Here is a 26,937-nt window from a genome sequence, read left to right as displayed (position 1 = left end):
GGCAGTTGACCGATGTGGCTGGTCGGGTGCCCGGGCCGCGGAGTCCGTACGTCCGAAGGCCCTGCGGCCGCGTCAGTACGGCGGCGACCAGCTGGCCCGGACAGGCCGCGCGAGCCGCCCCGGCCCCGACGCGACGGCCGAGGACGGGCGGTCGGCGGGCGCGTCGGCATGGAGCAGTTCCCGCATCCGTGAGAGCCCGCGCAGTACGTCATCCCGGTGGCCGGCGGCCTTCATCCAAGCGGGCAGCCGCGTCAGCATGCTCATGTGCGGATGACCGTCGCGCTCCCGGAGGCCGGCGGCGAGATAGTGCTCCAGCGCGTCGATGTGGTGTTCGTTGTACGCCCACAGGACCTTGCCGCGGCACGGAGTGCGGAGCCAGAGCGGCTGCCCGAAGAAGGGTTCGTCGGGTCCGCCGAGTGTGGCGGCGATCAGCGCGCCTCCACGGCACTCGGCCTCCCAGTCCCGCACCGTGGCGCAGCGACCGCACGCCAGCCGGCGCGGCCGGAACAGCAGTTCGGTGTGGTACTTCAGCTCCGGCAGGCCCGGCCGGGGTACGACGTCGGCCCGCCCGCCGCACCCCGGGCAGACCACATGGATCAGATCGGCGTAGGCCTCGATCCTGGCGCCCCGGTCGACCGAGCGCCGCGGACGCCCGCCGTCCGTCTCGTAGTTCGTCACCTCGGCATGGTGCCCTGTCCGGTGGCGGCGAGCGACCCGGCGGTGTCCTGCCCGGTGGCGGCGAGCGATCCGGCGGTGTCCTGCCCGGTGGCGGCGGGGGACGCGGAGGACCCGGCGGTGTCCTGTCCGGTACCGGTCGCGTCCGATCCGGCCGCCGCGCGCGAGCCGCTCGCGTCCAGTGCGGCCACCTCCTCCGTGCTCAGCACGAGGCCGGCCGCCGCCGCCGAGTCGCGGATGCTCTCCGGACGGCTCGCGCCCGGTATCGGGATCACCGTCGGCGACTGCGCCAACAGCCAGGCCAGTGCCACCTGTTGAGGACTCACCCCGCGCGCCCGCGCCACCCGGTGGAACGGCTCGTACGGACCCGGCGCCTGCGGCCCGCCCGCCGGACCGTCCAGCGCACTGCGGGAGATCCCCCCGAGCGGGCTCCACGGCAGATACGCCAGTCCCAGCTCCGCGCAGAGCCGCAGCTCGGCCTCCCCGTCGCGCACCGCGGGCGAGAACCGGTTCTGCACGGAGACGAGCCGGTCGCCCAGCATCTCCCGTGCCAGCCTGATCTGGTCCGTATCCACGTTGGAGATCCCGGCGAACCGGATCGTGCCCTCGTCCAGCAGCTCCCGCAGCGCGCCCACCGACTCGGCGAACGGGACGGCCGGATCGGGCTTGTGCAGCTGGTAGAGGCCGATCGCCGCACCGCCGATGCGGGCCAGTGAGGCATGAGCCGCCCGTCGGACGCGCTCCGGTGCCGCGTCCACCGTCCAGCCGCCGTCGTCCGTCCGGCCACGCCCGCCCTTCGTGGCGAAGAGCACCGCGTCGGTGTTCCCTCCGTACGAGGCGAGCGCCCGGGCGACCAGCAGCTCGCCCGCCCCCGGTTCGCCGCCCGGCGCGTAGTAGGAGTCGGCCGTGTCGATCAGCGTCACGCCCGCGTCCAGCGCGGCGTGCACGGTGGCGACGGCCTGCCGCTCGTCGGGGCGCCCCTCGATGGACAGCGGCATCGCGCCCAGTCCGACGGCGCCCACCCGCAGTCCGCCGACTGTGCGGTACCGCATCACCGCACCTCCTGGCGCGTCGCGAGAGTCTCCGACACAGCCTGCTGAAGCCATTCCGACGTATGCCGGAAGGTGTATCCGAGGTCTGTGGCACGGGAGTTGTCCATGGCGTAGGCGCGGGCGAAGGAGAACGGCGATGTCTCACCCACGTGTACCGGGGCGAATTCCACCCGGCCGCCCGTCTCCCGCTCGATCGCGGCGCAGATGTCCTGCGTCGTCAGCGGACCGTTCGCATGCGCATTCACCGGTCCGGTGAATTCCTGCCCCGTCGTCCAGGCGAGAAAGTCCGCGATCTCCTCGACATACACATAGGTGGCGGGCTGGTTCTTCTCCGGAACGGCGATCGGCTCGCCGGCCCTGATGCGTTCCGCGTAGTGGTCCACGCGCGCGGTGAAGTCGTCGTGTCCGCCGAGGACATGGGCGACGCGCACCGCCACGGACGGGAAGCCGGCCGCGGCCGCGAACACCGCCTCCGCCTGCCGCTTTCCCTCGCCGTACTGCTCCTCCCGGAAGATGGGGTCGTCCCAGGGCAGGGCCGTGTCGATGCTCACCGTCAGCGGGTCGACGGCCTCCTCGCGCACCGGCTCGGCGGAGTCCTCGTACTCGTAGACCTCGACGGTGGACGTCATCACATAGCGGCGGGTCCGTCCCGAGAACACCCGCACCGCGATCTCCGCCTGGCGCGGTGTGTAGCAGACCTGGTCGACGACCACGTCGAAGGAGCGTGAACCGATCGCGGCCCGCAGGGAATTCTCGTCGTCCCGGTCCGCGATCAGATGCCGCACTCCGGCGGGCGGCGCGGACGAACCGCGGTTGACGACGGTGACCCGGTCCCCTGATTCCAGCAGCCGGGCGATCAGCCGCTTTCCGATATAGCGGCTTCCCCCGATGACGCATATCTCGCGCATTCCTCAACTCCCTCTCGCTGTACGGCAAGTGTTACGTTGTCGGGCCGCAGCCTGAAGGGGGAGTCATGGGAGATTCGGCCTCTTCGCCGAAAGAACCTCGGCATTCGCGTCCTGCCGCCGTCGAAACCTCGGCGTCTGGTTTCGGCCGTTTCGACCGTATCGACCGGCAGATCCTGGAGCTCCTTCAGACGGACGGCCGGATCAAGCTCAGCGAGCTGGGCCGCCGGGTACGGCTGAGCCCCGCGGCCGTCACGGAACGGGTCCGCCGGCTCGAAGCCTGCGGCGCCATCACCGGATACGGCGCGCATGTCTCCCCGGCCCGGCTCGGCCACGGGATCCAGGCCTTCATCCGTGTCGATCCGCACGGCGGCTACACGCTGAGGCACCCGCGGACGCGCGAGCTGCTGGAGCGCCCCGAGGTGACCGAGGCGCACCATGTGGTCGGCGAGGACTGCTGGATCATCAAGGTCGCCGTGACGGACACGGTCCACCTCGAAGAGGTGCTGGAACTGGTGTCGGCGCTGGGGCGGACGACCACGTCGATCGTGCTCACCTCGCCGCTGGAGCGGAAGCCGCTGCTGCCACCGTTGTGAGCACCGCGAGTGAGTCCGGCCGCAAGCACCGCGATGCGGCACCGCGAGGTACCGCATCGAGCACCGCCCTGACCTGGATGCTCACCTTTTGGTGAGTATCCCACTTAAGAGTCGGTACTTGTGGGGCAGTTCGTGGCGAAGAAGCATGGTCTGCATGTCCACCACGCAGAACTCCCTCACCCCTGTCACCGTCATCGGCCTCGGCGCCATGGGCCGCGCACTCGCCGGCGCGCTTCTCGACGCGGGCCGTCCCACCACCGTCTGGAACCGCTCTCCGGGCAAGGGGGACGACCTCGTCGCCCGCGGCGCCGTCGAAGCCGCGAGCGCCGAGGAGGCCGTCCGGGCGGCCGAGTTGATCATCGTCTGCGTCGTCGACCACGACGCCTCGGACGCGATCCTCGAACCGCTCGGTGAGGCCCTCCGCGGACGGGTGCTTCTCAATGTCACCTCCGACATCCCGGAGCGCTCGCGTCAGGCCGCGGCCTGGGCGGCCTCGCACGGCGTCGACTATCTCGACGGCGCCGTGATGGTGCCCACCCCGCTCGTCGGCTCACCCGACGCACTGCTCTTCTACGCGGGCTCCCGGGAGTCGTACGAACGGCACGAGTCCACCCTCAAAGTCCTCGGTGGACGCACTGCCTTCGTCGGTACGGACGCCGGACTCGCCGCGCTGTACGACCTGGCGCTGCTCGACTTCTTCTACGGCAGCATCTCGGGTCTGGTGCACGCCTACGCGCTGGCCACCGCCGACGGCGTCAAGGCGGCGGACATCGCCCCGTATCTCGACTCCATCGTCCGGATCCTGCCGCCCATCGCCCAGTACACGGCCGAGAACATCGACGCGGGCAGCTACCCGGGCCAGGAGGCGGGCCTCGCCATGATGGCGTCCGGCGTGAGCCACATCCTGCACGCGGCGCGGGCCCGGGGGCTCGACGTCTCGCAGCTGGAGTCGGTCAAGGCGGTGGCGGACCGGGCGATCGCGCGGGGTCATGGCTCGGACGACTGGGCGAGCACGGTGGAGGCGGTGCGGTCCGCTTCCTGACCGGATCCGAGTGCGTGCGCGCCTCACGTCGTCGGCCGTCGCCGCCGTACATCAGCCGTCGCAGCACCGCCTCGGCGGGGCCGCGGCGGCCGGCGCGTTCCAGGGCGTACGCCCCGGCCACCGTGAGCAGCCAGACGCCGGTCGCGAACAGGACCATGGTGGAGCTGGTCAGATGCTCCCCGAGGCCGAGCCCCCAGGCGGCGAGCACCGGTGCGAAGACCAGCGAGTGCACCAGATAGCAGGACAGCGACCGTTTGCCGACGGCAGCCACCGCCGTCACGGCGCGCGCATCCCGCCGTTCCGGGCGTCCGGTCCACCAGTGGGCGAAGAGGGCCACCGCGGCCACATAGCCGAGCCCGGCCGCGTTGCCGGTGACGTCCCGGAGCAGGGTGAGCGCCCCCGACTCGCTCTGTGCCGCGTCGGGCACCCGCAGGACGCCGATGTGCGCGAGCGCGGCGGGCAGTCCGCCGAGCCAGCCGACCGTGATGCCGATGACGGCGGTCCGGCGCAGCAGCGGAAGGTGACGGCCGCTGTCCTCCAGGACGCGGCGGCGCGCGGCCCAGAAGCCGATCAGGAAGATGACGTAGGCGCCGGCGAGCAGCGAGAGCGGCGCTGCGGCGAAGGTGACGAACAGCCCGGTGGTCAGCCGGGTGCCGGCGGCGGCGAGCCAGCTCTCCTCGCCGGCCGCGTAGGCCTCGTTGCCCGGCTCCGCCGAGGCGTCCCCGTACGACCCCAACTCGCCCTGGAACAGGGCGGGCAGGACCGGTCCGACGGTCAGCAGCACGAGCTGCACGGTCGCGACGGCGATCCACCACCCCAGCGCGCGATCGCTGCGCCGCAGCACGAGCCATCCGAGCACGAGGCTCATCAGCCCGTAGAAGCCCAGGATGTCGCCGGCCATCAGCAGGGTCGCGTGCGCCAGTCCGATGACGATCAGCCACAGACTGCGGCGGCGCAGAATCCCGACCGCGTCCTTCTCGGATCTTCCCGCGGCCCGTTGGCGCAGATAGAGCTGCGTCATGCCGTACCCGAAGAGGAAGGCGAAGAGGGGGTACACGCGCAGATCGAGCACGGTGATCATCGTGAACTGGACGGCGTGGTCGAGCCACGAGCCGTCCACGGGCTGCCAGCCCGAGGGGCCGCGGCGTGCGGCCCAGAGATGGAACGCGGTGTTGGACGCGGCGATGAGCAGGAGCATGATGCCGCGCGCGAGATCGGGTGCGAGCGCCCGCTCCTGAGGTCGCACGGCGCCCCGCCGCGCGGGCGGTGCCTCGGTTTCGACGGTCATGCCGTCACGCTAGGAAGGCCGGGTGGGTCGGCGGCATCCGTCTTCGGTCCATGAGCGGCCGACCAAAGGAGCCAGGGCCGCGCCGACCGGCGTACAGCGGCCCGCCGTCGGCCTCCCCTGCGGGGCTTTCCTTCACCCCGACGTCAAGGATTACCGTCGACGGCATGCGAATCGGCGAGCTGGCGGAGCGAACCGGGACCACCACACGGACCCTGCGCTACTACGAGACACGGGGGCTCCTGCCCGCGCGGCGCGCGGGGAACGGCTACCGCACGTACGACGAGGGCGATCTGCGGCTCGTCCAGCAGATCAGGACCCTCCAGGACTTCGGCTTCGAGCTGGAGGAGACACGGCCGTTCGTCGAGTGCCTGCGGGCCGGGCATCCGGCGGGCGATTCCTGCCCCGCCTCGCTCGCCGTCTACCGGGCCAAGCTCGGTGAACTGGACGCGCTCATCGGGCAGCTCCAGTCGGTACGCGCTCAGGTGGGCGCACAACTCGCGAAGGCCGAGGCGGACTTCGCCGAGGGTCCGGAACCACGATGCGAATTCGGAGGACACGCATGATGCGGGCAGAGGGTGTCGCGGAAGTGACCGACGCGGACTTCGACGCCGAGGTCCTGGGGGCGGATCTCCCGGTGCTGGTGGAGTTCACGGCGGACTGGTGCGGGCCGTGCCGGCAGCTCGCGCCGGTGCTGAGTGCGACGGCGGCCCAGGAGGCGGGCCGGCTCAAGGTGGTGCAGCTCGATGTGGACGCCAATCCGGAGATCACGGCCCGGTACGCCGTGCTGTCGATGCCGACGCTGATGGTGTTCCGCGCGGGGGAGCCGGTGAAGTCGATGGTCGGTGCGCGGCCCAAGCGCCGGCTCCTCCAGGAGCTCGAGGATGTGATCCGCCCCGGCGGCTGAGGCAGGAAGCGGGACGACCGTCCGGCGGAGGAGCTCACCGGCGCACAAAAATACCCCGGTACCGAATTGACGGCCGGGGTGTTTCGCTGCGTATATTGAGTGTTTGCATGCTCGGTTTCATAAACCGATGCGGGCACTCAAGTAGGGACACCATATCGCGTCGGGAGCGGAATTGTCAACCGAGGAAATGCATAATGAGCAGCAATTCGTCTCTCTGCTCTACGACCGCCTCGATGTGCTCCGCGACGAGGCCGAGGCCGCGGTCCGGTCCACGATCGGGCAGGTCAGTACGGGTCTCCAGGCCAAGCTGGAGCGCGATGTCAGTGTTGCCGAGCATTCCGCACGGCTCTCCGCCCTGAATGCCGTGGACGCCGGGCTCTGTTTCGGCCGTCTCGATCTTCAGGACGGCAGCCTCCATCACATCGGCCGTATCGGAATCCGCCGGGACGACCCGGAACACACACCGATGCTCGTGGACTGGCGTGCTCCCGTCGCCCGTCCCTTTTACCTCGCGACCGGCTATGAACCGATGGGGCTCCGACGCCGTCGGCACATCACCACCGAGGCGCGGACCGTCACCGCGCTGCACGACGAGATCCTCGATCTCGCCGACGCGACCCGTACCGGCTACGAGGACCCCGACGGCGACGCCGTCCTGCTCGCGGCGCTCGGCGCGGCCCGCACCGGGCGGATGGCCGACATCGTGCAGACCATCCAGGCCGAGCAGGACCGGATCATCCGGGCCCCGCGGCACGGCGTTCTCGTCGTGGAAGGCGGGCCCGGGACCGGCAAGACCGCCGTCGCGCTGCACCGTGCCGCCTATCTCCTCTACGCCCACCGCGAGCAGCTCGCCCGCCGCGCCGTGCTGATCGTCGGGCCCAACCCGGCGTTCCTCGGCTACATCGGCGAAGTGCTGCCCTCCCTCGGTGAGACCGGCGTGCTGCTGTCGACCATGGCCGAGCTCTACCCCGGTGTGCACGCCACCGGCACGGACAGTGCCGCGGCCGCGGAGGTGAAGGGCCGCGCGGAGATGGCCGATGTGCTCGCCCGCGCCGTACGCGACCGGCAGTCGCTCCCCGAGACGGTGCCGGACGTCGACCACGAGGACAAGGGCACCCTGCCCGGGCCGGCGCTGGAGATCGACCACGAGGAGTACGGCGTCCTGCGGCTCGACCGGGAGATGGCCTACGAGGCACGCGACCGCGCCCGCTCCACCCGGCTGCCGCACAATCCCGCCCGGCCCTACTTCGCCTTCCGGATCATCGACCTGCTGACCGAGCAACTGGTGGACCGGCTCGGCGCGGACCCGTTCGGCGGCCCCAACCTCCTCGGGCCCGACGACGTCGCGCAGCTCGCCAAGGAGATCGCCGCGAGCGCCGAGGTGCACGCCGCGATCGACGAGCTGTGGCCGGTACTCACCCCGGAGCAGCTCGTCGCGGACCTCCTCGCCCGGCCCGAGGAGCAGCTCCCGGACGAGGACGCCGACCTGATCCGGCGCGCCACCGGCCCCTGGACACCCGCCGATGTGCCGCTGCTGGACGAGGCCGCCGAACTGCTCGGCGCCGACGACAGCGCCGAGCGCGCGAAGGCCGAGGCCGACCGAATGCGGCGGGTCGCCTATGCGCAGGGCGTGCTGGAGCTCTCCCAGGGCTCCCGGACCTACGAGTTCGAGGACGAGGAGTCCGAGGTGCTGGCCGCGCACGACGTCATCGGCGCGGAGGAACTGGCCGAACGCCAGGAGGAGAGCGACGACCGCAGCGCCGCCGCCCGTGCCGCCGCCGACCGCACCTGGGCCTTCGGGCACATCATCGTGGACGAGGCGCAGGAGCTCTCCGCGATGGCCTGGCGGCTGCTGATGCGCCGCTGCCCCACCCGGTCGATGACCCTGGTCGGCGACCCGGCCCAGACCGGCGACGTGGCGGGCCTCGGCTCGTGGGAGAAGATCCTCGGTCCGTACGTCGGAGACCGGTGGCAGCACACCCGGCTCGGGGTCAACTACCGTACGCCGGCCGAGATCATGGAGCTCGCGGCACAGGTGCGCCGGGAGACGTACCCCGGCTTCGAGCCGCCGCGCTCGGTGCGCTCGACCGGCGAGGGGCCGTGGACCGAGCGGGCGGCCGAGGGAGACCTCGGGCCCACGGTCCTCGCCGCCGTGGGCCGGGAGACGCCGAAGGAGGGCAGGCTCGCGGTGATCGCCCCGCGCGAACTGCACGGCGAACTGTCCGCGCTCGGCAGCGGCCCGGTCGATCTCACCCGGTCCGTCGTGCTGCTCGACCCGCGCGAGGCCAAGGGCCTGGAGTTCGACTCGGTGATCGTGGTCGAGCCCCGGCTCTTCGGCGAGAGCGATCTGTATGTGGCGATGACCCGCGCCACCCAGCGGCTCGGCATCGTCCACCGGGGCGAGCTGCCGGCGGCGCTCACGTCCGGAAGCTGAGCAGCAGGGGGACGGCGCGGGAAAGGGGCGGCCGGGCGCGGAACGCGCCCGGCCGCCCCTCGTTCCGTCCTACATGTCCTCGGCGGGCCGCAGCCACACCGTCGCGAGCGGTGGCAGCGTGAGCAGGAGGCTGGAGGGACGGCCGTGCGACGGCGTCGACTCCGGCTTCAGCGGATCGGGGTTGAGGATGTCCGAGCCGCCGTACCGAGCCGCGTCCGTGTTCAGGACCTCCGTCCAGGCGGTCACCGAGTCCGGCACCCCGAGGCGGTACTCGTGGCGGACCACCGGGGAGAAGTGGCTGATCGCGAGCAGCGGCGCGCCCGAGGTGTCGAAGCGCAGGAACGCGAAGACGTTGTCCTCGGCCGCGTCACCGTCCACCCAGGAGAAGCCCTCGGGATCGGTGTCGCGCTGCCACAGGGCGGGCGTCGCGCCGTACACGCCGTTCAGATCGCGGACCAGTTTCCGCACCCCGTGGTGGTCCGCCTCGGCGGCGTACGACGGATCGAGCAGCCACCAGTCCGGGCCGTGGCTCTCGGACCACTCCGCACCCTGGGCGAACTCCTGCCCCATGAACAGAAGCTGCTTGCCCGGGTGGGCCCACATGAAGCCCAGATAGGCGCGGTGGTTGGCCCGCTGCTGCCACCAGTCGCCGGGCATCTTGCTCACCAGTGACTGTTTGCCGTGCACGACCTCGTCGTGCGAGATCGGCAGCACATAGTTCTCGCTGTAGGCGTACACCATCGAGAAGGTCATCTCGTGGTGGTGGAACTTGCGGTGCACCGGCTCGTGCGAGACGTAGTCGAGCGAGTCGTGCATCCAGCCCATGTTCCACTTCAGGCCGAAGCCGAGCCCGCCGAAGCCGCCCGGGCCCACATGGTGGGTCGCCCGGGTGACGCCGTCCCAGGCCGTGGACTCCTCGGCGACCGTGACGACGCCGGGGCAGCGCCGGTAGACCGTGGCGTTCATCTCCTGGAGGAAGGCGACCGCGTCGAGGTTCTCCCGCCCGCCGTGCTCGTTGGGCGACCACTCGCCGTGCTCACGGGAGTAGTCGAGGTAGAGCATCGAGGCGACGGCGTCCACCCGCAGCCCGTCGATGTGGAACTCCTCGCACCAGTACACGGCGTTGGAGACCAGGAAGTTGCGGACCTCCTTGCGGCCGTAGTCGAACTCGAGGGTGCCCCAGTCGGGGTGCGCGGCGCGTGCCGGGTCCTCGTGCTCGTACAGCGGGCGGCCGTCGAACTCCGCGAGCGCCCAGTCGTCGCGCGGGAAGTGCGCCGGCACCCAGTCCATCAGTACACCGATGCCCGCCCGGTGCAGGGCGTCGACCAGATAGCGGAAGTCGTCCGGGGTGCCCATCCGGGAGGTCGGGGCGTAGAAGCCGGTGACCTGGTAGCCCCAGGAGCCGCCGAACGGATGCTCCGCCACCGGCATCAGCTCGACATGGGTGAACCCGAGGTCCTTCACATAGGCGGGGAGCTGGAGCGCCAGCTGGCGGTATGTCAGACCGGGTCGCCAGGACGGCAGATGCACCTCGTAGACCGAGAACGGCGCCTCGTGCACCGGCCGGTCCGCACGGCGGGCCATCCACTCCTCGTCCCGCCAGACATGGTGGGACTCGGTCACGATCGAGGCGGTGTCGGGCGGCACCTCGGCGCGGCGCGCCATCGGGTCGGCCCGCATGGTGTGCGAACCGTCGGGGCGCATGATCTGGAACTTGTAGAGAGCGCCCTCGCCCACCCCCGGCAGGAACAGCTCCCACACACCGGTCGAACCGAGCGAGCGCATCGGGAAGCCGGTGCCGTCCCAGTAGTTGAAGTCGCCGACGACCCGCACACCGCGGGCGTTCGGGGCCCACACGGTGAACCGGGTGCCGGTGACGCCCTGGTGGGTCATCGGCTGCGCGCCGAGCGCCCGCCACAGTTCCTCGTGCCGGCCCTCGCCGATCAGATGCAGATCGAGATCGCCGAGCGAGGGCAGGAAGCGGTACGGGTCGTGGGCCTCGACCTCGTGCGAACCCACGCCCCCCTCGCCGTCGTAGGAGACGAGCAGCTGGTACTCGGGGGCCTCGCGCAGCGGCAGGACGCCGGAGAACAGGCCGTCGCCGTCCTCGTGCAGCTCGGCCCGCAGACCCTTGGCGAGCACGGTCACGGTCCTGGCGAAGGGGCGCAGGACGCGCAGTTCGACGCCGCCCCGCACCGGGTGCGCGCCGAGCAGCCCGTGCGGGTCGTGGTGCCCGCCGCTCAGCAGCCGCTCCCTGTCGCCCTCCGCGAGCGGCTGGGCCGCCCGCACGCCGTGACTGCCGCCGGCCCGCGGCGGTGGCGTGGCGGCCTTCTTCGCGCGGGGGTCGGCCGTGCCGGCGGCGGCCGGCTTCTTGGTCGCATCGGATCCGGAGGAATTTCGGGACGGGGGTCGGGCGGTCACGGGGGCGGCCTCCTTGGGCGCGGTGGGTTCAGGGGGTGGCGGCCAGGCGGTCGATCGCCGCCATGGGCACCGGCAGCCAGTCGGGGCGGTGCCGTGCCTCGTAGAGGGCCTCGTACACGGCCTTGTCCGTCTCGTACGCCCGCAGCAGTTCGGGCTCGGTGCGCGGATCGGTGCCGGCGGCCTCGGCGTAGCCCTCGCAGTACGCGGCCCGGCAGAGCTCGGCCCAGGCCGGGTTCCAGGGGCGGTGGGTGCGGGCCGCGTAGTCGAAGGAGCGGAGTATGCCGGCGATGTCGCGCACCGGGGGCTGGGGTTTGCGGCGCTCGGCGAGCGGCCGGGCCGGTTCACCCTCGAAGTCGATGACCGACCACTCGTTCTCGGTCTTCGAGCCGCCGTACAGGGTCTGGCCCAGATGCAGGTCGCCGTGGACCCGCTGGGCCCGCCAGGCGCGGCCGTCGCGGCCGAGTTCGGCCAGGGCGTCGAAGGCGGTCCGCAGCCGGGGGACGTACGGCAGCAGGGCCGGCACCGCCTGCGCGGCCTCCTCCAGGCGCCGGTTCATCGCCGCCGCCAGGTGCTCCGTCTGCGCACGGCGCAGCATGACGGTGGGCAGTTCGTCCGCCAGCGCGGTGTGCACCTCGGCGGTGACGCGGCCCAGCGAGCGGGCCTCCGCGGTGAAGGAGGAACCTTTGTTCAACGCGTCGAGCGCCAGCTGCCAGCCGTCCTGGGAACCGCGCAGGAAGGGCTGGAGCACACCGAGGGTGTAGGGCGCCGAACCGCTGTGGGGCCGTGCCTCGTACCAGGCCACGGGCGCCGGAACCCGGTCGCACCCGGCGCGGGCGAGCGCCAGCGGCAGCTCCAGGTCCGGGTTGGGACCGGGCTGGACCCGGCGGAAGAACTTGAGGATGTACGCGTCGCCGTACACGAGCGACGAGTTGGACTGCTCGGCCTCCAGGGGGCGGGCGACCAGCGATCCGGGGATCGTCGGCGCACCCTCGAACCGGGCGAAGCGCAGCGGTCCGAGCTGTCCGGGCCGGCGCAGCCGTTCCAGGACGATCTCGGCCAGCCGCCGGTCGCGCAGGCCCTCGTAGACCGTCCGGCCCGCCAGCGGGCCGTCCGTCGGGTGCCCGATCAGCGCGGGCGCGAGATGCGGGGGCAGGGTCTCGCGTACGCCGAGGAGCAGTTGGTAGCAGTCCTGTGGTGCGTCGGCCGGCAGGCCCGGCTGCTCCACGTCCACCAGCAGATGCAGCAGCCCGGGTCCCGTGCCGTCCAGGGGCAGCAGCTCGGTCGCCGAGACGAGCGAGAACCCGGTGACCGGATGGCCCTTTCCGGCGAACCAGCGCTGCCGTGGCAGCCAGGCGTGCAGCAGGGGGGCGAGGGACGGGAGAAGAGCGATCTGAGTCCGGGTGGATGCAGCCTCCGACATGGCTTCGCGTCCTTTCCCCGGGTACACCACATGTGCGCAGAGTGTCCCGGATTACAGCAGTGGCTGTCCGGCGGCGCGCGGGGATGAAGGGGAGAGTGCCCGGTGCGGGACGGGGGAAACCGCCCCGCAGGAGGTACCTCTCGTTACCTGGGCATCAGGCTGCCGCCGCGTCCTTCCTGAGCCTGAACCAGTAGAAGCCGTGGCCGGCGAGAGTGAGCAGATACGGCCACTGGCCGATGGCCGGGAACCGCACTCCGCCGATGAGCTCCACGGGATGCCGTCCGCCGAACTGCCGCAGGTCGAGCTCGGTGGGCTGCGCGAACCGCGAGAAGTTGTGCACGCACAGCACGAGGTCGTCCTTGTACTCGCGGGTGAAGGCGAGCACCGCCGGATTCGACGAGGGCAGTTCGGTGTAGACGCCGAGTCCGAAGGCGGGGTTCTGCTTGCGGATCTCGATCATGCGTCGGGTCCAGTGGAGCAGCGAGGACGGGCTGCTCATCGACGCCTCGACATTGGTGACCTGGTAGCCGTAGACCGGGTCCATGATGGTCGGCAGATAGAGCCGTCCGGGGTCGCAGGAGGAGAAGCCCGCGTTCCGGTCGGGGGTCCACTGCATCGGCGTGCGCACCGCGTCCCGGTCGCCGAGCCAGATGTTGTCGCCCATCCCGATCTCGTCGCCGTAGTACAGGATCGGCGAGCCCGGCAGCGACAGCAGCAGGGCGGTGAAGAGTTCGATCTGGTTGCGGTCGTTGTCCAGGAGCGGCGCGAGTCGCCGCCGGATGCCGATGTTGGCCCGCATCCGCGGGTCCTTGGCGTACTCGGCGTACATGTAGTCGCGTTCTTCGTCCGTGACCATCTCGAGCGTGAGCTCGTCGTGGTTGCGCAGGAAGATGCCCCACTGGCAGTTCTGCGGGATCGCCGGCGTCTTGGCCAGGATTTCCGAGACCGGGTAGCGGGACTCGCGCCGTACCGCCATGAAGATCCGCGGCATCACCGGGAAGTGGAACGCCATGTGGCATTCGTCGCCGCCCGCGGGGAAGTCGCCGAAGTAGTCGACGACGTCCTCCGGCCACTGGTTGGCCTCCGCCAGGAGCACCGTGTCCGGGTAGTGCGCGTCGATCTCCTTGCGCACGCGCTTGAGGAACGTGTGTGTGGCGGGGAGGTTCTCGCAGTTCGTGCCCTCCTCCTGGTACAGGTACGGCACGGCGTCCAGCCGGAAGCCGTCGATCCCCAGGTCGAGCCAGAACCGCAGCGCCGAGATGATCTCCTCCTGCACCGCCGGGTTCTCGTAGTTGAGATCCGGCTGGTGGGAGAAGAAGCGGTGCCAGTAGTACTGCTTGCGGACCGGGTCGAAGGTCCAGTTGGACGTCTCGGTGTCGACGAAGATGATCCGCGCGTCCTGGTACTGCTTGTCGTCGTCGGCCCAGACGTAGTAGTCGCCGTAGGGGCCGTCGGGATCGCGGCGGGACTCCTGGAACCACTCGTGCTGGTCGCTCGTGTGGTTCATGACGAAGTCGATGATGACCCGCATACCGCGCTGGTGGGCGGCGTCCACGAACTCGACGAAGTCGGCGAGGTCCCCGAAGTCGGGGAGGACCGACGTGTAGTCGGAGACGTCGTAACCGCCGTCCCGCAGAGGGGATTTGAAGAACGGCGGCAGCCAGAGGCAGTCGACCCCCAGCCATTGCAGATAGTCCAGTTTGGCGGTGATGCCCTTGAGGTCGCCGATGCCGTCGCCGTTGCTGTCCTGGAAGGACCGCACGAGGACTTCGTAGAACACGGCCCGTTTGAACCAGTCGGGATCGCGGTCCTTGGCGGGAGTGTCCTCGAACGTGTCGTGGACGGGCTCATTGACGATCATGATGTGGGTGACCCTCCGATCGGCGGGGACGGTCGCAGAACGACGATGTGCGCGGGCGTGCTGCCCGGCTCGAGGCGCACATAGGTGGATCTGCCCCAGTGATAGGTCTCGCCGGTGAGCTCGTCGCGCACCGGTACGGTCTCGTGCCAGCCGAGTCCGAGTTGCGGCATGTCCAACGAGACCGTTGCCTCCTGGGTGTGGTGGGGGTCGAGGTTGACGACCACGATCACGGTGTCGCCCGGATTCGGACCGGACTTCTTCGAGTAGGCGATCACCGCGTCGTTGTCCACGGGGTGGAAGTGGATGTCGCGCAACTGCTGGAGGGCGCCGTGGCGGCGCCTGATCCGGTTGAGCTTGGTGATGAGGGGGGCGATGGAGCGCCCCTCGCGCTCGGCCGACTCCCAGTCACGGGGCCGTAGTTGGTACTTCTCCGAGTGCAGGTACTCCTCGCTGCCCTCCCGCACCGGCACGCTCTCGCAGAGCTCGTAGCCGGCGTACACACCCCAGCTGGGCGACAGCGTCGCCGCGAGCACCGCACGCACCTCGAAGGCCGGACGGCCGCCCTTCTGGAGGTAGGCGTGGAGGATGTCGGGGGTGTTCACGAAGAAATTGGGGCGCATGTACGAGGCGGCGTCACCGGAGAGCTCGGTGAGGTACTCGGTGAGTTCCTGCTTGCCGGTACGCCAGGTGAAGTAGGTGTACGACTGCTGGAAGCCGATGGCCCCCAGGGTGTGCATCATCGCCGGCCGGGTGAACGCCTCGGCCAGGAAGATCACGTCCGGATCGGTCCGGTTGATGTCCGCGATCACCTTTTCCCAGAAGACGACGGGCTTGGTGTGAGGGTTGTCCACGCGGAAGATCCGTACACCGTGTTCCATCCAGAAACGCAGCACTCTGAGCGTTTCCTGGACGAGTCCGCGCATGTCCCGGTCGAACGCGATCGGGTAGATGTCCTGGTACTTCTTCGGCGGGTTCTCGGCGTACGCGATGGAGCCGTCGGCGCGGTGGTGGAACCACTCGGGGTGCTCGGTCACCCAGGGGTGGTCGGGCGAGCACTGGAGCGCGAAGTCGAGGGCGATCTCCATGCGCAGACCGCGTGCCGTCTCGACGAAGTGGTCGAAGTCCTCGAAGGTGCCGAGGTCGGGGTGGAGCGCGTCGTGGCCGCCGTCCGCGGAGCCGATGGCCCAGGGGACACCGACGTCGTGGGGGCCGGGGGAGAGGGTGTTGTCGGGCCCTTTGCGGAAGGTGGTCCCGATGGGGTGCACCGGCGGCAGGTAGATCACGTCGAAACCCATGGCGGCAACGGCGGGCAGCCGTTCGGCGGCGGTGCGGAAGGTGCCGGACACGGGCGGGCCCTCCTCGGGGACGACGGCCCCCTCGGAGCGCGGGAACAGCTCGTACCAGGACCCGAACAGGGCTCGCTTGCGCTCCACCAGGAGCGACAACGGGCGGGAGATGGTGACCAGTTCGCGCAACGGGTGACGGGTGAGCGCGGCGGCGGCGTCCGGCGCCAGAGCGGCGGCGAGCCGGGCGGCCGACGAGCGCGAGGTGTCGCGGAGGGCGTCGACGGCGGCGAGCACGGCCTCGCGCCCGTCGCCCTTGGGCACGCCGGCCGCGGCCCGCTCGTACAGCTCGGCGCCCTCCGCCAGCACGAGCGCGGTGTCGATGCCTGCGGGGACCTTGATGCCGGCCTGGTGGCGCCAGGTGGCCACCGGGTCGCTCCAGGCCTCCACGGCGTAGCTCCAGCGGCCCTCCGTGTCCGGGGTGATGTCGGCGCCCCAGCGGTCGGTGCCGGGCGCGAGCTCCCGCATGGGGGTCCAGGGGCCGGGGCGGCCGCTGGGGTCTCGCAGCACGACATTGGCCGCGACCGCGTCGTGTCCTTCGCGGAAGACGGTGGCGGCGACCTGGAAGGTCTCGCCGACGACCGCTTTGGCGGGCCTCCTCCCGCAGTCGACTTGGGGACTGACGTCCAGGACAGGGATGCGACCGATCATGGGCTCACCTGAGGGCTGTTCGGACAGGACAGATTGAGCGGATTGTCTACTAATTCCTGCTTTGCCTGTTCTTTGTAGCTGGTCAGTCGACGGCTGGCGTGCTGCGGGCATGGCCGCTCCTGTCCGCGTTCACTCGGGTGGGCTGAAACCTGTCGCTCAGGGAGTGCGGTCGCGCACGTACCGGGTGAGCCTTCCCACGCTTTTCGGGTGGGCAATCCGGTGGTTTGTTAACTACTAGGACGTAGGTGGCTGCACAAGGGAAACGAATCGGCGGAACGGGGTGCGGGTGCCCACGCGACGCGTGACCACCCGCACCCCGTTCGCGCTCCGTTCGATTCCGGCTAGGGGGCGACCCGGGTTCCCCGGCTCGTTCGCGCCGCCCGTTCCTGGTGTCCTGCACGACCCCGTCCGCCGCGGCTGACGGGCCGTCCACTCGTCGGCGAACGCCGGTTTCGGCGACAGGCGGCTGCCGACGCACCGTCATCACCCCTCGTCGGAGCGGTTTCCCGTGCGGAGGCCATGCAGTGGTGGATCCCGGCGACCGCGGCAGCCGACGCGGTGCCCAGGATCTGGGTGGGGCCCTGTTCGAACACGCCGGACTCCTCCGGCCACCTACCGCACCGAACGGCCCAGACCCTGGCCGAAAGCCTCCGCCGGTTCCGGGACCGAGGCCGCGCGGTTCCCGGGAGACCGGTGAGCCGCTGGCCACAGCTTCCACGGGCGGTGGTTGCGTTCGCGTACGCGGTGTTCGCGTCTGTTCGCGTACCCGAGCGTCGACCGCGAACCGTTCGAACGTCGGTCGCACGACCGTGCGACCTCATCGGGGGCGCCGCCACGCCGGGTACCCCAACGGCTCCCCCGGAGCGACACAGTCGGTCGTCGACGGCCGCGCTCTCACCCGCGCCCCGCGCCCTGATCCGGTCGTGGCGCCGGCCGCGTACGAGGCCGACCGCCGGTCCCGCGGTCGGCCTCGGGTCGGCCTCGGCTCCCCCTCCGGCCCCACGGTGCGCGCCCGCCGCCGAATGCCCCGGCGGGCATCCACCGGGCTCCGCGCGCCGTGGTTGCGGAGGGCGGGGTGCGACTAACGTCGTGCGACGGAGAGACGCACACCGCCGTGCGTCCCCTCGGATGCGTACCTCCCCTGCGAAGGTGGGACCCGTGAAGGCCATTCGTCGATTCACCGTCCGCCCCGTCCTCCCCGAACCGCTCCGCCCGCTCAGCGACCTCGCGCGCAATCTGCGCTGGTCCTGGCACAGCGAGACCCGAGACCTCTTCCAGGCCGTCGACCCCGCGGGGTGGCGGGCGGCCGGAGGCGATCCCGTACGGCTGCTCGGCTCGGTGTCCGCCTCCCGGCTGGCGGAGCTGGCCGGGGACCAACCCTTTCTGCACCGGCTGGCCGCCGCGGCCGCCGATCTGGACGACTATCTGCACGGACGCAGGTGGTACCAGACGCACAGCGGCACCTCCGGCGACGGCGGGCCGGAGTTTCCCGCCGCCGTCGCCTACTTCTCGCCGGAGTTCGGCGTCACCGCCGCGCTCCCGCAGTACTCCGGCGGTCTCGGCATCCTCGCCGGCGACCATCTCAAGGCCGCGAGCGACCTCGGCGTACCGCTGATCGGCGTCGGACTGCTCTACCGCCACGGCTACTTCCGCCAGTCCCTCTCCCGCGACGGCTGGCAGCTGGAGCACTATCCGGTGCTCGATCCCAACGAACTGCCGGTCACCCTGATGCGGGAACAGGACGGCACCCCGGCACGGGTGTCCCTCGCGCTGCCCGGCGGGCGCGCGCTGCGGGCGCACATCTGGGTCGCCCACGTCGGCCGGGTGCCCCTGCTGATGCTCGACTCGGACGTCGAGGAGAACGGCCCCGGCGAGCGCGACGTCACCGACCGGCTGTACGGCGGCGGCAGCGAACACCGGCTGCTCCAGGAGATGCTGCTGGGCATCGGGGGAGTGCGGGCGGTGCGGACGTACTGCCGGCTCACCGGGCACCCGGAACCCGAGGTGTTCCACACCAACGAGGGGCACGCCGGCTTCCTCGGGCTGGAGCGCATCCGCGAGCTGGGCCGGGCCGCCGAGCACGGCGGCAGGGACCTGGACTTCGAGGCGGCGCTCGAAGCGGTGCGGGCCGGGACCGTGTTCACCACGCACACCCCCGTGCCGGCCGGCATCGACCGCTTCGACCGGGAGCTGGTCGCCCGCCACTTCGGCGAGCACGCCGAACTGCCGGAGGTCCCGGTCGAGAAGATCCTCCAGCTCGGCATGGAGACCTACCCGGGCGGCGAGCCCAACCTCTTCAACATGGCCGTGATGGGACTGCGGCTCGCCCAGCGCGCCAACGGGGTCTCGACCCTGCACGGCGCCGTGAGCCGCGGCATGTTCGCGGGCCTGTGGCCGGGCTTCGACGCCGAGGAGGTGCCGATCACCTCCGTCACCAACGGCGTGCACGCGCCCACCTGGGTGGCGCCCGAGGTGTTCCGGCTCGGCGCACGCCGGATCGGCGCCGACCGCGCCGAGGACGCCCTGTCCGTCGGCGACACCGGGCCCTGGGACGCCGTCGCCGACATCCCCGACGCCGACATCTGGGGGCTCCGCCGCGAACTGCGCGAGCAGCTGGTGACCGAGGTGCGCCGGCGCGTGCGTGCCTCCTGGCGGCAGCGGGGCGCGGACGGGGCGGAGCTGGGCTGGGTCGACAACGTCCTCGACCCGGATGTGCTGACCATCGGATTCGCCCGCCGCGTGCCGTCGTACAAGCGGCTCACACTGATGCTCCGCGACCGCGACCGGCTGATGGAGCTGCTGCTGCATCCCACCCGGCCGGTGCAGATCGTGGTGGCCGGCAAGGCCCATCCCGCGGACGACGGCGGCAAGCGGCTGGTGCAGGAGCTGGTGCGGTTCGCGGACGACCCGCGGGTGCGGCACCGCATCGTCTTCCTGCCCGACTACGGCATGGCCATGGCGCAGAAGCTCTACCCGGGCTGCGACGTCTGGCTGAACAACCCGCTGCGTCCGCTGGAGGCCTGCGGCACCAGCGGGATGAAGGCGGCGCTGAACGGCTGCCTCAACCTGTCGGTGCTGGACGGCTGGTGGGACGAGTGGTTCGAGCCGGACTTCGGGTGGGCGATCCCCACCGCGGACGGCGCGGCCACCGACGACGACCGCCGTGACGACCTGGAGGCCGCGGCCCTCTACGAGCTGATCGAGAACCGGGTCGCCCCGCGCTTCTACGACCGCGGCGACCAGGGCCTGCCCTCGCGGTGGATCGAGATGGTCCGGCGCACGCTGACCACCCTCGGCCCCAAGGTGCTGGCGGGGCGCATGGTGCGCGAGTACGTGGAGCGGCTGTACGCACCGGCGGCCCGGGCCCATCGGGCGCTGGGCGCGGAGAGCGCACGCGAACTGGCCTCCTGGAAGCGGCGGGTGCGGACCTCGTGGCCGCGGGTCGCCCTGGACCATGTGGAGGCGTCGGAGCAGCCGGCGTCCGAGGGCACGGCGGAGCTGGGAGCCACGCTCGGGCTGCGGGTGCGGGTCGCCCTCGGCGACCTGGAGCCGGACGACGTGGAGGTACAGGCGGTTGCGGGCCGGGTGGACTCCGACGACGCGATCGCCGACGCCCAGACCTTCCCGCTGAAGCCGGCGAGCGGCCCGGACCTGGAGGGCCGCTGGGTGTACGAGGGTCCGCTCGCGCTGGACCGCACCGGCCCGTTCGGCTACACGGTCCGCATCCTGCCCGCCCACCGGTTGCTCGCGGCGAGTGCGGATCTGGGTCTGGTTGCCCTCCCGACGGAGGCGACGGGGGAGGGCGCGGGCGTGCTGATGCGCTGACCCCCGTGCTTCTTCGGGAGCGCTAGTCCTGTGTGCCCGGCCGCGTTCGCGGCCGGGCACGCCTTCTTCATGACGTGAACTCAGCGTCTTGACGTGCACATGCGATGCCTTTAGTTTCCTGGTCCACCATCGCGTTCACTCTCACGCTCAACGTTCATATGAGTGAACCGAGTTGGGACCGCAGCCCCCCACCCGGAAGGCATCCCCATGCGCACCGGATCCACCTCCCATGCCCTGCGCGGGCCGCGAACGCTCGCGCTCGCTCTGTCCACCGTGCTGGCCGGCGTGCTCGCCGCCACCCTCATATCCCCGGCCTCCGCCGTGAAGGAGGCCCCCGGGGCCACCGCGAAGGCGGCCGCCGCGGCCGCGGCCCCGGCCGCCTTCACCCACCCCGGCGTGCTCGTCAGCCGCCCCCAGCTGGACTTCGTCAAGGCCAAGGTCCAGGCGAACGCCCAGCCCTGGAAGGGCGCCTACGACCAGATGATGGGCAGCAAGTACGCCTCGCTCTCGCGTACCGCCAAGCCCCGCGCGGTCGTCGAGTGCGGCTCGTACTCCAACCCCAACAACGGCTGCACGGACGAGCGCGAGGACGCGATCGCCGCGTACACTCTCTCGCTCGCCTGGTACATCAGCGGTGACAGCCGCTACGCCGCCAAGGCCGTCCAGATCATGGACGCCTGGTCCGCGGTGATCAAGGACCACACGAACAGCAACGCCCCGCTGCAGACCGGCTGGGCAGGCTCCTCCTGGCCGCGGGCCGCCGAGATCATCAAGTACACCTACAGCTCGTGGCCCAACTCCGGGCGCTTCGGCACCATGCTGCGCAATGTCTATCTGCCCGAGGTCATCAACGGCTCGCACTCCAACGGCAACTGGGAGCTGAGCATGATGGAGGCCGCGATCGGCATCGCGGTCTTCCTGGAGGACCGCACGGCATACGACAGGGCCGTCACCAAGTTCCGCGGCCGGGTGCCCGCGTACATCTACGTCGCCTCCGACGGCGCACTGCCCAAGACCGCGCCGGGGTCCGGCCTCGACACCCGGGACAAGATCATCGGTTACTGGCAGGGCCAGTCGACCTTCATGGACGGACTCAGCCAGGAGACCTGCCGCGATCTGACCCACACCGGCTACGGGCTCTCCGCCATCTCGCATTTCGCCGAGACCACCCGCATCCAGGGTCAGGACCTCTATCCGGAGATCGCCGACCGGCTGCGGCACGCGCTCGGGCTGCACGCCAAGTACCAGCTCGGCACCCCGGTACCCGGAAACCTCTGCAAGGGCAGCCTCAAGGACAAGCTGGGGCCGGTCACCGAGGTCGGGTTCAACGCCCTGCACACCCGGATGGGCATCGACATGAGCAACACCCAGAGGCTCACCGAGCAGCAGCGGCCCGCCGGGTCCAACAACCTGTTCGTCGGCTGGGAGACGCTCACCCACGCCGGCAACCCCAGCTGACCGAACATCAGGGCGCCGGACACGCGAAACCGCCCGGGGTGGACATCCACCCCGGGCGGCTGTGCGACCGATGATCCCGAAAGATCAGAAGGTCAGTTTGAAGCTGTTGATGTAGCCGGTGTCCAGCCGCGCCCGGTCCTGAACCCGCAGCTTCCAGGCGCCGTTCGCCACCTCGGAGGAGGCGTTGACCGTGTACGTGGTCTGGACGTTGTCCGCCGAGTCGGAGGAGCTGAACGGCTTCAGCGGGTACACCGTGCCGTCCGGCGCCACCAGGTCGACGACCAGGTCGCCGCGCCAGGTGTGGATGATGTCCACGCCGACCTTCAGCGCGGCCGGGGCGTTGCCGGTGCGGCCGGTGACGTTGACCGTCGAGGTGACCGCGGCACCGTTGTCCGGGATCGCGACGTCGGCACTGTTCTCGAAGACGCCGCCCGGGTCGGGGTCGCCGCCGCCGGGACGGGCGCCGACGTTGATGCCGGCCCAGGCGTCGGTCACGGACTTGACCTCGGCGCTGGTGGCACCGTAGAGCTCGGTCGCGACCGCGAGCGTGCCGGTACGGGCCGCCGCGTAGTTCGTCGTCGAGTTGAACTTCGTGGTGAGCGCCTTGTACCAGATCAGCGCGGCCTTCTCCCGGCCGATGCCGGTGACCGGCAGCCCGTCCGAGGTCGGGGAGTCGTAGTTCACGTCGTTGACGGTCTTCGCGCCGCTGCCCTCGGAGAGCAGGTAGAACCAGTGGTTCGCCGGACCCGAGGAGTAGTGCACGTCGATGCCGCCGATGCCCGAGTACCAGGCGTCCTTGGACGCGCCGTCCTTGCTCGGCTTGTCCATGTAGCGCAGCGGGGTGCCGTCGCCGTTGATGTCGATCTTCTCGCCGACGAGGTAGTCGCCCTTGTCCTGGGCGTTGTTGCCGTGGAACTCCACGGCCGCCGCGAAGATGTCGGACGTCGCCTCGTTGAGGCCGCCGGACTCACCGCTGTAGACGAGCTTCGCGGTGGCCGCCGTGACGCCGTGCGTCATCTCGTGCGCGGCGACGTCGATCGACGTGAGCGGCTTGGCGTTGCCCGCGCCGTCGCCGTACGTCATGCAGAAGCAGCTGTCCTGCCAGAAGGCGTTGATGTAGTTGTTGCCGTAGTGCACGCGGGAGTACGCGCCGACACCGTCACCCCGGATGCCGGAACGGCCGTGCACGTTCTTGTAGTAGTCCCAGGTGAGGCCCGCGCCGTAGGCGGCGTCGGCGCCGGCGGTCTCCAGGTTGGAGGCCTGCCCGTTGCCCCAGACGTCGTCCGGACCCGAGAACAGCGTGCCGGTGCCCGACGTACCCCGGTTGAGGTTGTACGTCTTGTGGCTGCCGCGTCCGGCGTCCGTGAGGTTGTACGTGGACCCGGACTGCGTGCTGCCGAGGGTCACCTGGCCGCTGTACTGCGTGTTGCCGGTGCCGTTCTCGACGGCCTGCCACTCGTAGAGCTTCTTGCCCGTGGTGGCGTCGGTGACGACGTGCAACTCGTTCGGAGTGCCGTCGTGCTGGAGGCCGCCGACGACGGTCTCGTACGCGAGGACCGGCTTGTTGCCCTGCGCCAGCCAGACCACCTTGCGCGGCGCGCGGTCCGCGTCGGCCTTGGTGGAGCCGTCGGCCTTGGCGAGACCGAGTGCCTGCTTCTCCGCGGCGGCCGGCGTCACGTCGGCGCTGGTGTCGACGTCCTTGAGCACCGTCTTCGAGGCCTTGGTCACCGACTCGGTGGCACCGGCCTTGCTCTCGGCGACCACGAGGTCGCCGCCGAGGACCGGCAGGCCCGCGTAGGTGCGCTCGTAGCGGGTGTGGGTGGTGCCGTCGCGGTCCTGGGTGACATCCCGGACCACGAGCTTCTCCTGGGCGGTCAGGCCCAGTTCGGCCGCCGTGGCCGCCGTGGTGGCGCTCTGCTTGCGGATGAGCTCCGCGCGCTGGGCGGGGCTCAGGCTCAGCGGCAGGGCGCCGGGGTCGGCCTTCCCTGCTTGCGCGGATGCCGGAACGGCGGATGCCGCCGGATCGGCCGACGAGGGTCCGGCCTGGAATCCGACGGCAAGGAGGGCCGCGGTGGCTATGAGCGCTCCGGTCGCTGTGGTGCGCCGGCGAGGCGTGGGTCTCACGCGAACTCCTTCTGCGAGGGGGGTACCGGACGACTGGGTGGGGTCGTCCGGGCAGAGCCTGCGGAGCATGTGGTGCGTGGAACGGGGGAAGAGTCGCAGGGGTGAACGGGTCCTGTCAGGACCGCGTCAACAAGTTGGCCGGATTTCGTCCGGTGCCCGTTTGGTCATGTTCGTTAAGCGAACGTTTCGTCGATCATCACCAGGTCGCCGGCCGGCGGGGGTACAAGCCCTGAGCCGCCGATAATCCCGGTATCAAACCTGTGTGCGTTCCGTTCGAACGGACAGGCCGGCGGAGGGTACGCGCCGCCCGCGGCGAGCGCCCCGAAGTGTGGCGCGTTCCGCGCCCCTCGTCGCGTCCTTTCGGACCCGCACGGCCCGGAGACGGTCAGCGGGCGCGCGGGGTCACGCGGCCCGCGGTCGCGGATCCAGCCACAGGGCCTCGGCGACCGCGCACAGCTCGCCCCCGGCGGTCGCCAGGGCCACCCCCATCGTGTGCTTGCGGCCCGACTCCTCGCGCAGCCAGGCGTACGAGACGTGCGGCGCCGCCGCGGCCACCGGCCGTAGCAGCGTCGCGGTCAGGGACGCCGTCACCGCCCCGGCCTGCTGGGTGCCGAGCAGCCGTCCCGCCCAGTTCCCCGGGCAGTCCAGCGCGCCCCACACCAGTTCGGGCGGCAGCAGCCCGTCGGAGTCCGCGAGCGCCGGGTCGGGGATCCAGCCGCAGGCGACGACGTCGCGGCCCGGGACCGGTGTGCAGTGCTGGCGCAGCCCGCGGTCGGGCGTACGGTCCAGCCCGCAGCCGAAGCAGTCGACCATTCCCGCGGGCGGCGCCGCCCGGAAGGCCTCGGTGGCGGCGACCGCCTCGTCCCACCCGGGCGCCGGCGGCGCATCGGGCCGGCGGTCGTCGGGTGCGGCGGGCCGTGCCGTCGCCAGTGGCATGTCCGCGGGGCCCAGGGCCCAGCCCCCGCCCGTCCCGGCGATCGGCACCGGCACTCCGACGGGCACGGGCCCGCGGAAGTCGACCCGTATGGTGCCCGCGCCGGATCGTTCGGCGAGGAGCCCCGCCACGAAGCCCCCGAAGGCCACGCCCGGGTAGCCGACGTAGAGCTCCGGCACCACCACCGTCTCCGGAGCCGGGTCCGGAGTCACCTCACTCGTCATGCCGACCACGATCACATACGCGGGTGGGCGCGGGTCGCGGTGGCTGGGTACCGGGGCGGCGGCCGTGTTCGCGTGCTTGCCCGGGGGGTCACGTGCGTGGACGGCGCTCGTACGGCGGAGGCGGGCGGGTCCGTGCAGGGCGGAGGCGGACGGTGCGCGGGGGCCGGAGGCGGATGGTGCGCATACAGCGGTGCACGTACGGCTGTGCACGTACAGCCGTGTACGTAGAGCGGTGCACGTACGACGCGAGCGGGCGGTCCGCGCACCGCGGGAGCGAGGGTCCGCGCACCGTCGAATAGGTCTCCGCCGCGGGCCACGGTTCAATGGTCCGTCCTGCCCGCTCCACGGCGTCTCCCAGAAGGCTGTATGTCGATCACTTCGTCCCGTCCGTCGCTCCGCGCACCCGGCGACCTCGTCGCCGCCCGCCTGACGGCGCTACGGAACAGCTTTCGCGCCGCCCGCCCCTCGCTCGCGCTCTACCTCGCGATCCGCTTCCTCGGCCTCGTCGTCCTCGTCCTCTGGTCGGCGTCCACCGGCAAGAGCGCCCACGTCCTGCTGAGCAGGCGCTGGGACTCGCTCTGGTACACCCGCGTCGCCGAGCACGGCTACGGCTTCACCCTCCAGGCGCCCGACGGGCGGAGCCTGTCCGGCATGGCCTTCTTCCCCCTGCTGCCCTGGCTGGAGGAGGGCCTGTCGGCGGTCAGCCCGCTGAGCCTGCCCGACGCGGGACTCGTGGTCAGCGCGCTGGCCTCGCTGGTGGCCGCGTGGGGGATCCACGCCGTGGCGAGCCATGTCCACGGCCACCGGGCCGGACTCGTCCTGGTGGGCCTCTGGGCGGCCCTGCCCGTCGGCATCGTCCAGTCCATGGCGTACAGCGAGTCCCTCTTCGTCGCCCTCGCGGCCTGGTCCCTGTACTCCGTCCTCACCGGACGATGGATCACCGCGGGACTGCTGTCCTTTCTCGCGGGCCTCACGCGACCCATAGGGCTGGCCGTGTGCGCCGCCCTCCTCGTCGCCGCGCTGCTGGTGACGGCGGACAGTCTGCGCACCCGGCGCCGGCTCCCGGACTCGGTGGCCGCCATGGCCGTGGGATGCGCGATCGCGCCGCTCGGCGCCGCGGGCTTCGTCCTGTGGGTCGGGCACCGGCAGGGTCATCTGCTCGGATACCTCGACGTGCAGGCGGGGTGGGGCAACGGTTTCGACGGTGGTATCGCCTTCGCCCGCTTCCTCTCGTCCTTCGCCCGCTCGGGCGTCGTGACCGCCGTCGTGGTCGTTCTGCTGTTCCTGCTGGCCGCGTGGCCGCACCGGATCGGCCTGCGGCAGGGGCAGCCGGTGGCTCTGGTGGTGTACTCGGCCGTCGTCACGCTGCTGGCGCTGGGTGCCTCGGGCTACTTCGGCTCGAAGCCGCGCCTCCTGATGCCGGCCTTTCCGCTGCTGCTGCCGCTCGCGGTGGTGCTCGCCCGGTCACGCTCGGCATACCTCTGGACGACGCTGACCACGATGACCGCGGCGGGCGCCGTCTACGGAGCCTTCTGGCTGAACGGCTCGGGCCCGCCGTAGCTCGTCCCCGGCGCCGCCGGGCAGATCGTTCCCTCCAACTCGTTCGCGGCACCGGGCATACCGTCCCCCACACCGGGCATGCCAGCAATTGTGCATTCCATCCGATTTAGGCATTTTCGGTACGATAAGGGAGCGGGCAGGTACCGAGCGGTGATGCCCTCCGAGGGGATGCTCCGGCGCTGTTCGTCGCGCCGGTGGGTGCACGGACCGATGCCGTCCG

Annotated in this window: 17 protein-coding genes and 1 pseudogene; 8 read left to right on the top strand and 10 right to left on the bottom strand. The window is 71.1% G+C overall.

The genetic code is table 11. The annotated features are described in order from the left end of the window. Window positions 1–72: 72 nt before the first annotated feature. The 3 genes and pseudogenes from RPQ07_RS11425 to RPQ07_RS11415 form a co-directional block, all read right to left on the bottom strand. Complete coding sequence (locus RPQ07_RS11425) at window positions 73–678, bottom strand: hypothetical protein (protein ID WP_313943999.1); 606 nt, start codon at window positions 676–678, stop codon at window positions 73–75. Between the two features lie 167 nt (window positions 679–845). Next, window positions 846–1,727, bottom strand: a pseudogene (locus RPQ07_RS11420) (aldo/keto reductase); the annotation flags it as partial. Then, on the bottom strand, window positions 1,727–2,635 hold the full coding sequence (locus RPQ07_RS11415) for an NAD-dependent epimerase/dehydratase family protein (RefSeq protein WP_313943998.1): 909 nt from the start codon (window positions 2,633–2,635) through the stop codon (window positions 1,727–1,729). The pseudogene RPQ07_RS11420 and the gene RPQ07_RS11415, both read right to left, overlap by 1 nt. A 65-nt stretch (window positions 2,636–2,700) precedes the next feature. Between RPQ07_RS11415 and RPQ07_RS11410 the strand changes: the two genes are divergently transcribed. Next, a complete protein-coding gene (locus tag RPQ07_RS11410) occupies window positions 2,701–3,228 on the top strand; it encodes an Lrp/AsnC family transcriptional regulator (protein ID WP_313943997.1) in 528 nt (175 codons plus the stop codon). A 154-nt stretch (window positions 3,229–3,382) separates the two neighbouring features. Further along, complete coding sequence (locus RPQ07_RS11405; RefSeq protein WP_313943996.1) at window positions 3,383–4,270, top strand: NAD(P)-dependent oxidoreductase; 888 nt, start codon at window positions 3,383–3,385, stop codon at window positions 4,268–4,270. Here the strand turns inward: RPQ07_RS11405 and RPQ07_RS11400 are convergent. Next, entirely contained in the window at window positions 4,182–5,558 is a 1,377-nt protein-coding gene (locus tag RPQ07_RS11400) for a DUF418 domain-containing protein (RefSeq protein WP_313943995.1), read from the bottom strand. The genes RPQ07_RS11405 and RPQ07_RS11400 overlap by 89 nt on opposite strands. 164 nt (window positions 5,559–5,722) lie before the next feature. Here RPQ07_RS11400 and RPQ07_RS11395 point away from each other — a divergent pair, with 164 nt between their 5' ends. The 3 genes from RPQ07_RS11395 (at window position 5,723) to RPQ07_RS11385 (ending at window position 8,896) form a co-directional block, all read left to right on the top strand. Beyond that, the gene (locus RPQ07_RS11395) at window positions 5,723–6,121 is read left to right on the top strand and encodes a MerR family transcriptional regulator (protein ID WP_313943994.1); all 399 of its coding nucleotides are present in this window, start codon (window positions 5,723–5,725) and stop codon (window positions 6,119–6,121) included. Then, the gene (gene trxA / locus RPQ07_RS11390; protein ID WP_313943993.1) at window positions 6,118–6,462 is read left to right on the top strand and encodes a thioredoxin; all 345 of its coding nucleotides are present in this window, start codon (window positions 6,118–6,120) and stop codon (window positions 6,460–6,462) included. Before RPQ07_RS11395 ends, trxA begins: the two co-directional genes overlap by 4 nt. A 187-nt stretch (window positions 6,463–6,649) precedes the next feature. Further along, a complete protein-coding gene (locus RPQ07_RS11385; RefSeq protein WP_313943992.1) occupies window positions 6,650–8,896 on the top strand; it encodes an AAA family ATPase in 2,247 nt (748 codons plus the stop codon). 69 nt (window positions 8,897–8,965) lie between these two features. On the opposite strand, the gene glgB is transcribed toward RPQ07_RS11385, so the two are convergent. The 4 genes from glgB to RPQ07_RS11365 form a co-directional block, all read right to left on the bottom strand. Next, a complete protein-coding gene (gene glgB / locus RPQ07_RS11380) occupies window positions 8,966–11,317 on the bottom strand; it encodes a 1,4-alpha-glucan branching enzyme (RefSeq protein WP_413777727.1) in 2,352 nt (783 codons plus the stop codon). A gap of 28 nt (window positions 11,318–11,345) precedes the next feature. Continuing rightward, window positions 11,346–12,737 carry a maltokinase N-terminal cap-like domain-containing protein gene (locus tag RPQ07_RS11375; protein WP_313943991.1) on the bottom strand — a complete coding sequence of 464 codons (1,392 nt, stop codon included), beginning with the start codon at window positions 12,735–12,737 and terminating at the stop codon, window positions 11,346–11,348. A gap of 154 nt (window positions 12,738–12,891) precedes the next feature. Further along, window positions 12,892–14,598 carry a maltose alpha-D-glucosyltransferase gene (gene treS, locus RPQ07_RS11370; RefSeq protein WP_313943990.1) on the bottom strand — a complete coding sequence of 569 codons (1,707 nt, stop codon included), beginning with the start codon at window positions 14,596–14,598 and terminating at the stop codon, window positions 12,892–12,894. After that, window positions 14,595–16,592, bottom strand: coding sequence for an alpha-1,4-glucan--maltose-1-phosphate maltosyltransferase (locus tag RPQ07_RS11365; RefSeq protein ID WP_313943989.1), 1,998 nt, complete (start codon window positions 16,590–16,592; stop codon window positions 14,595–14,597). The genes treS and RPQ07_RS11365 overlap by 4 nt, the downstream gene beginning before the upstream one ends. A 1,158-nt stretch (window positions 16,593–17,750) precedes the next feature. Here RPQ07_RS11365 and glgP point away from each other — a divergent pair. Both glgP and RPQ07_RS11355 read left to right on the top strand, forming a co-directional pair. Then, a complete protein-coding gene (glgP, locus tag RPQ07_RS11360) occupies window positions 17,751–20,417 on the top strand; it encodes an alpha-glucan family phosphorylase (protein ID WP_313943988.1) in 2,667 nt (888 codons plus the stop codon). A 207-nt stretch (window positions 20,418–20,624) separates the two neighbouring features. After that, window positions 20,625–21,875 (top strand): alginate lyase family protein, encoded by a 1,251-nt coding sequence (locus tag RPQ07_RS11355; protein WP_313943987.1) that lies wholly within the window; start codon window positions 20,625–20,627, stop codon window positions 21,873–21,875. Window positions 21,876–21,959: 84 nt separating this feature from the next. Here the strand turns inward: RPQ07_RS11355 and RPQ07_RS11350 are convergent, their stop codons facing one another. Together RPQ07_RS11350 and RPQ07_RS11345 are read right to left on the bottom strand one after the other, a co-directional pair. Beyond that, on the bottom strand, window positions 21,960–23,999 hold the full coding sequence (locus tag RPQ07_RS11350; protein WP_313943986.1) for a M4 family metallopeptidase: 2,040 nt from the start codon (window positions 23,997–23,999) through the stop codon (window positions 21,960–21,962). Between the two features lie 402 nt (window positions 24,000–24,401). Then, window positions 24,402–25,157: a hypothetical protein gene (locus tag RPQ07_RS11345; RefSeq protein ID WP_313943985.1), complete on the bottom strand. Its 756-nt coding sequence runs from the start codon at window positions 25,155–25,157 to the stop codon at window positions 24,402–24,404. Between the two features lie 366 nt (window positions 25,158–25,523). Here RPQ07_RS11345 and RPQ07_RS11340 point away from each other — a divergent pair, with 366 nt between their 5' ends. Beyond that, window positions 25,524–26,717: a hypothetical protein gene (locus tag RPQ07_RS11340; RefSeq protein WP_313943984.1), complete on the top strand. Its 1,194-nt coding sequence runs from the start codon at window positions 25,524–25,526 to the stop codon at window positions 26,715–26,717. Window positions 26,718–26,937 lie beyond the last annotated feature (220 nt).

This window comes from Streptomyces sp. AM8-1-1, assembly GCF_032229325.1.
In the GTDB taxonomy this organism is placed as follows: domain Bacteria; phylum Actinomycetota; class Actinomycetes; order Streptomycetales; family Streptomycetaceae; genus Streptomyces; species Streptomyces achmelvichensis.
The sequence above is the reverse complement of the archived record's forward strand: the minus strand, read 5'-3'. Positions and strand labels throughout refer to the sequence as shown.